Here is a 9,617-nt window from a genome sequence, read left to right as displayed (position 1 = left end):
AGGCGTGGCCGGGTTGATGCCGCCGGTCGTCGCGTTCGTCCTCGGGGTGTGGGGGAATACGACCCCCTCCGTGTGGACCGACGAGATCGTCACCATTGACGTGGCGCGGAGGTCCTGGCCGCAGATGATGGAGTTGCTGGGGCAGGTCGACGCGGTGCACGGTCTGCACTACGTGCTGATGTGGCTGGTCGGGCAGGTATGCGGCGGGCTCACCGAGTTCTGGCCGCGGGTGGCCTCCGCAGCGGCGGTGGCCGTCGCGGCAGGCGGCCTCGCGTGGCTGGGGCGTCTGCTCGGCGGTCCGCGCCTCGGGCTGTGCGCGGGGCTGCTTCTGGCCGTCCTGCCGACCGCGTCGCGCTACGCGCAGGAGGCCCGCTCGTTCGCCTTCGTCATGGCGGTGGCGGTGCTGGCCACAGGCGCCCTGGTGAAGATCCTTTCCAGCCGCGCCCGGGGCCGGTGGCTGGTCTGCTATGCCGTGCTGATCGCCCTGCTGGGCTGGTTCAACCTGCTGGGAATGCTGCTGCCGGCCGCCCACGCGGTCACCGTGACCCTCCGCCGCCCCGGCCGCCGCGTCGTCGTACGCATCCTCCTGGCCCAGGCCGCGGGCATCGCCGCCGTCGCCCCGCTGCTGATCCTCGCCGCCACCCAGATCTCCGCCGTCGGCGACGCCGCACCGATCACCGCCGGAACCCCGATCAACTACTTCACCTGGCTCCTCACCCCCGGCCAGAGCACCCTCCCCACCGCACTCAAACTCCTGCTCACCGGCACCGCCCTCGCCGCCCTGGCCCTCCTCGTGGTGCGCCGCCACAAGGCCCCGCCCCTGGCCCTCGCCGTCGGCGTGCCCTGGCTGACCGTCCCCCCGCTGCTCCTGGCAGCCGTCGCCCTCGACCACCCCCTGTTCGCCTACCGGTACCTGCTGTTCTGCCTGCCGGCCCTGGCCCTGCTGCTCGCAACGGCCATCACCGTCGCCCCCCGGCGGGTGCAACTGCTGTTCGCTCTTCTGGCGGCCGTTCCCCTCGCCTCGTCCCACCTGGCCATACGCCAGGAAGACAGCCGCCCGTGGGATACCAGCGCCGTGCGCACGACCCTGCGCATCCACGACGCCCCTGGGGACGCCGTTCTCTTCAGCGGCGCCCGATGCGGGCTGATCGCCACCGCCTTCAAGGAGTCCTTCACGGGCCGCCCCGACCTGGGCAGGGCCCGGACAGCCGCCGAGCTCGGCGCCCTGGACAACCTGCCCGCCGACCCGGCCGTTCTCCAGCAACGGCTGTCCCGCACGTCCCGTGTCTGGCGCATCGACTGCAACCACCTCTCCGGCGGCGCCCGCCAGGCCGCCGCCCGGACCGCCGCAGCCCAGGAACAGGCCCTCACCCGCGCCGGCTTCTCCCCGGCCTACCACCACAGCGCACGCGGCGTGGACATCACCCTCGAACAACGCCCTACCAGCAGCCGGCCCGCCCACTGACCACTACCTCCGCCAGTCACCACTGAGCGTCGCTGATCAGCGGATATGGCACAGCTGGTCACCTTGCTCCATATGGTCTGCTGTCATGCAGAGTGACAGTGGTGATCGGGGTGCGCCCGGGCCGCCGCTGACGGGGATGTGCTGCGCTGGTGCATGCCTGGGCGGCGCCCTTCACTCGTCGGAGTGGGTGGTTTGCCGGTCGCTGGACATACGGACAAGACCGCGTAAGGCAGATTCTCCATCCGGGGGAACTGGCCTTTCAGGGCGCCCCGTTGGGTGCTGCCGGATACCGGGTGGATTCCATGGCGATGCCGGCATCCCGGCCCCGGTCCCCCGGGCGTCACGATCGACGCAGGAGGACTCCAGCGTGCGTTCAAGCGGGCAGGAAGATTCGAACTGACCGACGCGCTGCTGTGCGCGGACGGGCCGACGCGGACGCCGGTGGAGCTGTCGTTGCTCGCCGAGCACCAGCGCGGCTACGGCTCGCTTTACGGAGCCCTGAACCACGGCCGCCTCGACACCGATACCTTGCGTGACCTGCTGATATCGCTGCCTCTGCCACCACGGTTCGGCGGGCGGATCGTGCTCACGGTGGACGTCTCGCCGTGGCCGCGCTCGGATGCCGCCTGCTCGCCGGAGCGGCTGTTCTGCCTGGTCCACGGCCGCAACGGCCGCTTATCGGGCCACGTGGTGCCGGGCTGGCCGTACTCGTTCGTCGCCGCGCTCACCCCGGACCGCACCTCGTGGACGCAGGTCCCGGACGCGGTCCGACTGGGACCCGCCGACGACGCCGTGGCCGTCACCGCCGACCAGCTGCGGGCTGTGGTCGGGTCCCGCCGGTACTGACTCCAGGAGTGAACGCCAAGTTGTCGCGGGCACCGCCCAGCCACTGCCCACCGAGGCGGTCAAGCTGACGTACTTGGTCTCCTCGCTGAACATCACCGTCAACGATCGCAACGCCACCGTCGTGCTCGCCCCCGCCCAGGGCGGCGGCTGGCATCTGGCGGCCGTGCGCGACGGCGACAGCGACGCCACGTACGCCAGCAAGGCCACCGTGGGAACGCTGGTCTTCAGCGAGCCGCAAATCCGCGGCTGGTACCAACTCAAGCTCAACACCGTCGAGCCGCTCAACGACCAGGCCCGGCAAGGACTGAACGGCCAGGCGTCGGTGTCGCTCAGCGACTACCAGAAGCTGGTCAAGGCCCGCTACGCCGACAAGCTGCCCGGCTCGGAGTACGACACCAAGGGCTACACCAGCGGCTACAGCCCCCAGCGCAAGGCGGACGGCTCGTCGTCCCCCACCCCGCTGATCGCCGGCGGTTCCGGCGCGGCACTCGCCCTCGCGGGCGGGGCCCTCGCGCTCCGACGGCGCCGGCGCGCAAGCACCGCCTGAGCCCGACCCCGTACGCCCCCCTCGCGGTGACCACCGGTCAGTGTTACCCGGTCACGGGGGTCAGCTCGCGATGTCGCTGAAGTCCAGGATTTTTCGTGTGAGCAGGACCCGCCTGACACGTTCAGCCGCGGTGAGACTGTGGAGCGAGTCGAACTTCTGGTACGCCTTGAGGAGGTAGAGGCCCTCCTCCTTGGTTGTCACCAGATGCTCGGCGCCCGGCCCCCGCCCCGCACCGTGGAGGCCATCGCGTCCAGCGTGGAGAACCGGGATATCTCCAGCCTCGCCTCCACGAGCTTCTCCAGCGCGACGTTGATCAGGTCCGCCGGATGGTTCTTCGCCGCCGCCGCAAGCCGCATCGCCTCCTCGGCCAGCTCGCGCGCCGCCGGGCTGTCGTGACGCACCCCGCACCGCTCACGCACCCACGACCGGTACCGCTCGGCCGTACGGCCCGACACGTACACCGGCAGCGTGCTCTCCGGCAGCCCCACCGCCCGCCGCACGAACTCCACCACCTGCTCCGGCATGTCATGCACCTCCGGGAAACAGCCCATCCTCCGGTACGACTTCAACGCCACCGGCAACGCGAGCTGGTACTCGTCGGAGTCCGTCACCCCCTCCGCCCAGGCCCGTTCCTCCTCGCCCGGCGTGAAGAGCACATGCAGCTCACGCGCGGTGATCAACCGCTTGAACCGCGGGTAAGCGGTCCGCTCGATCGAGGTCGTCCCCACCCCACTCGACACCCAGCCCCTGCTGGGAGGCGCTGTGGGTTCGGGGTCGACTCGCGGGGTGATGGAAGGCGGTCCGGGGTGGGTGGGGTCTCTCTCGTGGGCGGGAACAGCTCGTGGGCGGGAACAGCTCGTGGGCGGGAACAGCTCGTGGGCGGGAACAGGTGGTGTGGGGGCGGGTTCAGGGTTCGATGGCGAGGTGTTCGATGAGGTCGTCGCGCAGCGTGAACCGATAGCGGAGATCGATGGTGCCGCCGGGGAAGTTGCCTTCGAGGTGGTGTGTGGCGATGTAGTGGGCCGTGTCGGTCTCTTGAGCGTTCGTGAGGTGGATGGTGTAGGTGAATTCGGTGGCGGATCGGTCCAGCCATTGCTCGATCGCGGCTCTGCCCTGGTAGGTGTTGCCGTCGTCGATCACTGTGGCGTCGTGGGTGAACGTCGTGACCGCGGTGGCGGTGTCGTGGGCGTGGTGCGCTGTGAGGTAGCGGGTGATCGCCTTGGGCAGGTCGTCCGGGGGGATGGTTCGGGGCTGGTTGTCGTGCATGACGCTCCTGATGGTGGTGGCGGGTTCAGACGGTGGGGGTGGTGCCGCCGTCGATGACGTGTTCGGCGCCGACGATGGCCGAGGCGCGGTCGGAAACGAGGAAGGCGACGAGCTCGGCGACTTCCTCGGGCCGGTTGGGACGGCCGAGCGGGATGCCTCCCAGGGAGTCCATGAGCCGGCCCAGCGCCGCTTCCCGGGTGATGCCGGCGTCGTGGGCGATCCGGGCGACGAGGTTGTCGGCGGCCGAGGTCTGGACGAAGCCGGGCGAGACGGTGTTGACGCGGACACCGTGGGGGGCGACCTCGTTGGCCAGTCCTTTGCTGTAGGTCGTCAGGGCGGCTTTGGCGGCGGCGTAGGCCAGGGTGCCGTTCCACAGCGGCATGCGGCGCTGGATCGAGGTGACGTGCACGATCGCGCCCCTGCCTTTGGCGAGCATGTGCGGCAGGAGTGCGCGGTCCAGGCGGACGGCGGCCAGCAGGTTCGTGTTCAGCTCCTTTGCCCAGTCGTCCTCGCCGAGCGCGGCGAATCCTCCTGCCGGTGCCTCGGAGCCGCCGAGGGTGTTGACCAGGATGTCGACGCCTCCCACGCGGGCGTCCACCTCGGAGGCGACGTGGGCGGCGCCTTTGGCGGTGGACAGGTCGGCGGCGATGAAGGTCTTCTCCTCGACGTCGTCGGGGCGGCTGCGGGCGGTGACCAGCACGGTCGCACCGGCCTGGGCCAGGCGTCGGGCGATGGCGGCTCCGGTGCCCTTGGTGCCGCCGGTGACCAGAGCGCGTCGGCCTTCGAGGGATTCGCTGATGGATGTGGTCACGGTGTGCTCCGCTCCCGGGCGCGGGTATACGAGGCGCCGCCGCTCCCGTCTCAACTGCTAAAGTAGAAGCCACTAACTTCGACTCTAGCAGTAACTCAGGGGATGGTCGCCGTGGCAAGCCGGATCAGGCTGGAGGACCGGGAGTGCCCGCTGTCCACGACGGTGGAACACGTCGGCGAGTGGTGGACACTGCTGATCCTCCACGACGCCTTCGACGGCCACACCCGCTTCGACCAGTTCCAGGAGAGCCTGGGCATCTCCTCCAGCATGCTCACCACCCGGCTCAAGACCCTGGTCGCGGACGGTCTGCTGGAGCGTCGGCCGTACCGGACCGGCCCCGTCAGGCACGAGTACGTCCTGACCGAACTCGGGCGCTCCCTGCGCCCGGTGATCGTCGCCCTGGCCGCATGGGGCAACTCCCGCCTCACGCCGACGGAACGCAGCATGATCCTCGTCGACGCGCACAGCGGCGAGGAAGTCGAGCCCGTGGTCGTCGACGCCAAAACCGGCCGCCGGCTCGACGACAGCGCCGCCTACGTCTTCACCGCGGGCCCCGCGGCCAGCGACGCGATGCGCAGCCGCTACGCGGCACGGCCGGCCATTCCCGCGGAAGAGGCGAAAGCAGACCCGGAAGATTCTCGTACAGCCTTGAGCAGGGCCGCGAGCACGCGCGCACCTGACCGGCCTCGCGGCACCGGCTTGTCGCCGGCGTGATACGTGCCAACCCTCAACAGCCAGTGTCCGCCGCCCCACCTCCGGCATTCCCGTGCTGCCACTGGCCCGCCTCTCGGTGAGCGAGCTCTCGGCCCACCGAGATGCACTCCCGAGATCAGCCAGAGAAGAGCCGAACGCCTTGAGGAGCCTGGCCGCCATGACCGGCTCCATCCCGTCAAGCGCGGTCTCGACCACCACCGCCTGGACCCCTTCCTCAGTGACCGGCACTTCAGCCGGTGAGCCGGGTCGGCTGAAGGTCGTGCAGATGATGGTGCGACAGCCGGGCAGCGCCCGTTGGAGGTCGGCGGCGACGGTCAGGCCGTCCCGGCCGGGCATCTGTACGTCGAGTAGCGCGATGTCGGGCGAGGTCCGCTGCGCGGCGGCCAACGCCTCGGCGCCGGTGCCGACCTCGGCGACCACGTCGGTCGAGGTGGATCGCCGGGTCCGGCCCGCGGGCGAGGACCCGGAACCCGCCGCCGGGAGCAGGTCCGTGAACGCCTCGCGCAACTCGGCGCCCACGGTGTCGGTCGCGGCGGGCAGTTCGGCCCGGATGTCGGCGGCACACAGCGCCATGCGGACGCCGGCGAGCTCGCCGTCCAGCGACAGAGTGCGGTAGCCCGAGACGGCGGCCCGCACATCGGACAGCGCCGTGCGCGCCACGCTCTCAAGCTCGGTGACCTGGTCGACGTGAAGTTGGAGCGCGAAGACGGTGCCGAGCGCTGCGGTCACGCCGACAAGAATGGCCACTTGCGCCCAAACCACCTCTCCCTGGGCGAGGCGCATCCAGACGATCTGCCCCAGCACCGCGACAAGGCCGAGCACCAGCGCATGTCATCCATGTCCCGCGGCCACACACGACACCGCCCATGGCCACGAGCGAATGAGTGTCCGACTGCGGTCACGCAGACCCTGGTGACCCCCTGCCCTCGACCAGTCTTCCCCTGGCCCGCCCGGCGATCAGCCGAAAGTTCGTAGAGAAATTTGCGAGACGTACGCCCTCGACGAACAGTCAAAACGGCCTCCTACCTGGACATTTGACGTGATCGCTGGATGCCGGTCCCATTCTAGTCCCCTGTACGTCCTGTACATTTTTTACAGACGACCGATCGGCCCGATCGAAAGGCGCACAGTCATGCCCCGACCCCTCGCCCGGCACGTCCTGCCGGAGTTCACCGAGCGCACCAGCAGCGGGACCCGCACCCTGGACCCCTACTCCAAGCTGTTCTCCGAGCGCGTGATCTTCCTCGGCACGGCCCTCGACGACGCGGCGGCGAGCGATGTGATCGCCCAGCTGATGCACCTCGAGCACACGGCGCCCGGGCAGGACATCGCGCTCTACATCAACTCCCCCGGCGGCTCCTTCTCCGCGATGTGCGCCATCTACGACTCCATGCGCTATGTCGACTGCGAGATCCAGACCTACTGCCTGGGCCAGGCCGCCTCGGCCGCCGCCGTGCTGCTGGCGGCCGGCACCCCCGGCAAGCGGATGGTGCTGCCGCACTCCCGGGTCCTCGTCCATGAGCCGGCCCTGCCCAAGCCCGTCCGGGGGCAGCCCTCGGACCTGGAGATCCAGGCCGCGGAGCTGCTGCGCGCCCGCGAGACCCTGGTGGGGATGCTGGCGCTGCACACCGGGCGGAGCCCGGAGCGCGTCCGGCGGGACATCGAGCGCGACACCGTCCTCGACGCGGCGGGGGCCGTGGCCCATGGCCTGGCCGACGCGGTGGTCACCGACCGCCGGGCGCGGCTCGCGCCGGCCGCGGGGAGGTGAGCGGGGTGCCGCAGCCGTCCCACCGGTTCCCTCCGGAGCTGCCGCCGCTGCCCGCGCTGACCCGGGCCGAGGGCGAGCTGGTCGACCGTTATCTGGAAGTACTGGATCAACTCGGCCGGATCAACCCGGCGCGTGCGCAGGACACGTACGGCGGGCTACGAGCCGCGCAGAGGCTCGTGGTCGCGGCCGCGGGACTGCGCGACGCGCTGGCGACGATGCACGAACGGGGCGAACGACAGGTGTTCGCGGGAACGCTGGCGCGGGCGATGCGGGTCCTGGACGGCGAACGCCGGGCGCTGCGGGTGACCTTGCCGCCTCCGGCTGCGAACTGAGGAGCGGAAACATTCTTCCCTCGATCTCCTTCAGACAGCGGATGCGATCGTAGACAAGCCGTGGTGATCATGTCGGGCCGTACGCGCGGTTTGCGCTCGCGGTGATCGTCGGCACCGCAGGTGACCGGCTCACCAGGGGTGATCCGCGAGAGTCAAATCCCCCCGCGTCCACCGGAATTGCCCAACGGTGACGAGGCTCACATATGCCGGGATCCCCTCGGCGTGTCCGGCGCGGCTGCGCCAAGATCCCTCCGACGACAAGACCCCGCCACCACGGCGGGGCGGTCCGGGCGGACGCCGAACCCCGCCGCCGCCCGGGCTCTGGTCGACACGAGTGCATCGGCGGGGATGGAGGACCCAGGCACGACGGGACGGCCGGACCAGCCCTCGCGACGAGGGAGGGACCGGACCGGCCCTTGGGGTGAAGCCGCCTCGGCGGCCGGGCATTCTTCGCCTGCCCGAACCCGACAGGTCATCCTTCACAGGCGGCTGACGAAGGGTTTGGCATGGGCGCGCACAAACGTCCCTCACGGCTGTCCAGGGCCGGGGTGGTACCCCTGTCCGTGAAATCCGCCCTGACTCTGGCGGCCGTCAGCGCAACGGTACTGGGCCCCGGCGCCGTCAACGACGCCGAAGCCGCAACCATCTCCACCAAAGCCCTCTGGATCGCGGCCTCGAAGGCGGGCTCCCCCTATGTGTGGGGTGGCACGGGCCCGTACAGCTTCGACTGCTCGGGGCTGACGCAGTACTCCTTCAAACGGGCCGGCAAGCAGCTGCCCCGTACCGCCCAGGGGCAGTACAACCGCACCGAACACATCCCCTCCTTCTCCCGGGAACAGGGTGACCTGGTCTTCTTCCACGGCCGGGGTGGCGTCTACCACGTGGGGATATACGCCGGGAACAATCTGATCTGGCACGCCCCGAAGACCGGTTCGGTCGTCCGCCTCGAGCGCATCTGGACCAGAAGCGTCTCGTACGGCCGAGTGAACGACTGAACCACCGGAGCGGGTGACGACCGGCGCGGCTACCGCTTCCCGCCCCCGTCGTCCCGCAGAATCCCATCGGCGTACCCGTCGCGCCGGACTCCCCGCGCGCCGGACGCGCTTCCCGTGGCAGCGGACCCGACTGCCGTGCGGTGCCCCACCGGCACCAGCGACATCCGGAACCCACCGGTTCCTGTGTGCGGCTCCACAAGAGCACCGGGCCGGGCGGATCTTCCGCCCGGCCCCTCCGCGCTGCCGTCAGCGGACGGACACCGTCCAGGGCAGCGTGATCCACACCGTCTTGCCGCCGTCGGCGGTCGGGGTGACGACGAGCCTGCCGCCGTACTCGACGGTCAGCGCGCGGACGATCACCATGCCGCGGCCGTTGTCCTGCCGGCCGTCGGCGGGCAGCCGCCTGGGGTGGCGGGGATGGCTGTCGGTGACCCCGACGCGCAGGAGCTCCTCGCGGTCCAGCCGGAGTTCCACGGTGAAGGTGGGCGACTGGCCCCGGGTGTGCTGCACGGCGTTGGTGGCCAGCTCGGAGAGGATCAGCCGGATCGTGTCGGCCAGGTCCGTCCCGGCCGGCAGGCCCCAGGTGGCGAGCACGTCCATGACATGGCGACGGGCGGCGGAGACCGAGGCGGGAACGCTCGGCAGGGTGACGGTTGCTTCCTGGTGATCTGCCATGGCGCTGTCCCTTTCCCACCGAGGCTCGGCCCGGCTCTTCGCGCCAGCGTCCCACTGATAACGGCCGCGATGGGTGTGATCCACCGGATTGTGGATATATCTGTCGCTCAAAGCGGTGAACTCTACGACGAGCGACCGGATTTGGCCGTGACCCTGGTTTATTGACTCTGACGCGGGGCGTGTGAACAACGCGTCGCG

Annotated in this window: 11 protein-coding genes and 3 pseudogenes; 8 read left to right on the top strand and 6 right to left on the bottom strand. The window is 70.3% G+C overall.

Features of this window, described 5'->3' with window-relative positions; translation table 11 throughout:
* From ACX9I7_RS25275 to ACX9I7_RS25265, 3 genes and pseudogenes are all read left to right on the top strand, one after another.
* A partial coding sequence (locus ACX9I7_RS25275; RefSeq protein ID WP_459388603.1) for a glycosyltransferase family 39 protein occupies positions 1-1,465 on the top strand: 1,465 nt, incomplete at its 5' end.
* Positions 1,466-1,810: 345 nt separating this feature from the next.
* A pseudogene (locus ACX9I7_RS25270) lies at positions 1,811-2,293 on the top strand (transposase); the annotation flags it as partial.
* A gap of 91 nt (positions 2,294-2,384) precedes the next feature.
* The gene (locus ACX9I7_RS25265; RefSeq protein WP_459388602.1) at positions 2,385-2,858 is read left to right on the top strand and encodes a hypothetical protein; all 474 of its coding nucleotides are present in this window, start codon (positions 2,385-2,387) and stop codon (positions 2,856-2,858) included.
* Between the two features lie 60 nt (positions 2,859-2,918).
* Here ACX9I7_RS25265 and ACX9I7_RS25260 read toward each other — a convergent pair whose 3' ends face one another.
* From ACX9I7_RS25260 to ACX9I7_RS25245, 4 genes are all read right to left on the bottom strand, one after another.
* Positions 2,919-3,059 (bottom strand): hypothetical protein, encoded by a 141-nt coding sequence (locus ACX9I7_RS25260; RefSeq protein ID WP_459388601.1) that lies wholly within the window; start codon positions 3,057-3,059, stop codon positions 2,919-2,921.
* A complete protein-coding gene (locus ACX9I7_RS25255) occupies positions 3,056-3,586 on the bottom strand; it encodes a DUF4158 domain-containing protein (RefSeq protein WP_459388600.1) in 531 nt (176 codons plus the stop codon). The genes ACX9I7_RS25260 and ACX9I7_RS25255 overlap by 4 nt, the downstream gene beginning before the upstream one ends.
* Positions 3,587-3,764: 178 nt before the next feature.
* Positions 3,765-4,124, bottom strand: a complete 360-nt coding sequence (locus tag ACX9I7_RS25250) for a nuclear transport factor 2 family protein (protein WP_459388599.1) — start codon at positions 4,122-4,124, stop codon at positions 3,765-3,767.
* Between the two features lie 25 nt (positions 4,125-4,149).
* Complete coding sequence (locus ACX9I7_RS25245; protein WP_459388598.1) at positions 4,150-4,935, bottom strand: SDR family oxidoreductase; 786 nt, start codon at positions 4,933-4,935, stop codon at positions 4,150-4,152.
* 102 nt (positions 4,936-5,037) lie between these two features.
* Here ACX9I7_RS25245 and ACX9I7_RS25240 point away from each other — a divergent pair.
* Positions 5,038-5,547: pseudogene (locus tag ACX9I7_RS25240) on the top strand (winged helix-turn-helix transcriptional regulator); the annotation flags it as partial.
* 408 nt (positions 5,548-5,955) lie between these two features.
* Here ACX9I7_RS25240 and ACX9I7_RS25235 read toward each other — a convergent pair.
* Positions 5,956-6,036, bottom strand: a pseudogene (locus ACX9I7_RS25235) (DNA-binding response regulator); the annotation flags it as partial.
* Between ACX9I7_RS25235 and ACX9I7_RS25230 the strand changes: the two are divergent.
* The 4 genes from ACX9I7_RS25230 (at position 6,005) to ACX9I7_RS25215 (ending at position 8,744) form a co-directional block, all read left to right on the top strand.
* Positions 6,005-6,265 (top strand): hypothetical protein, encoded by a 261-nt coding sequence (locus tag ACX9I7_RS25230; protein ID WP_459388597.1) that lies wholly within the window; start codon positions 6,005-6,007, stop codon positions 6,263-6,265. The pseudogene ACX9I7_RS25235 and the gene ACX9I7_RS25230 overlap by 32 nt on opposite strands.
* A gap of 516 nt (positions 6,266-6,781) precedes the next feature.
* The gene (locus ACX9I7_RS25225) at positions 6,782-7,417 is read left to right on the top strand and encodes an ATP-dependent Clp protease proteolytic subunit (RefSeq protein WP_459388596.1); all 636 of its coding nucleotides are present in this window, start codon (positions 6,782-6,784) and stop codon (positions 7,415-7,417) included.
* A 5-nt stretch (positions 7,418-7,422) separates the two neighbouring features.
* Entirely contained in the window at positions 7,423-7,749 is a 327-nt protein-coding gene (locus ACX9I7_RS25220; RefSeq protein WP_189447719.1) for a hypothetical protein, read from the top strand.
* Positions 7,750-8,255: 506 nt separating this feature from the next.
* A complete protein-coding gene (locus ACX9I7_RS25215; RefSeq protein WP_459388595.1) occupies positions 8,256-8,744 on the top strand; it encodes a C40 family peptidase in 489 nt (162 codons plus the stop codon).
* Between the two features lie 246 nt (positions 8,745-8,990).
* Here the strand turns inward: ACX9I7_RS25215 and ACX9I7_RS25210 are convergent, their stop codons facing one another.
* Positions 8,991-9,419, bottom strand: coding sequence for an ATP-binding protein (locus tag ACX9I7_RS25210; protein ID WP_387568119.1), 429 nt, complete (start codon positions 9,417-9,419; stop codon positions 8,991-8,993).
* Between the last annotated feature and the right edge of the window lie 198 nt (positions 9,420-9,617).

The organism is Streptomyces sp. L500, from assembly GCF_054551825.1.
This window is presented reverse-complemented; position numbering and strand designations above follow the sequence as displayed.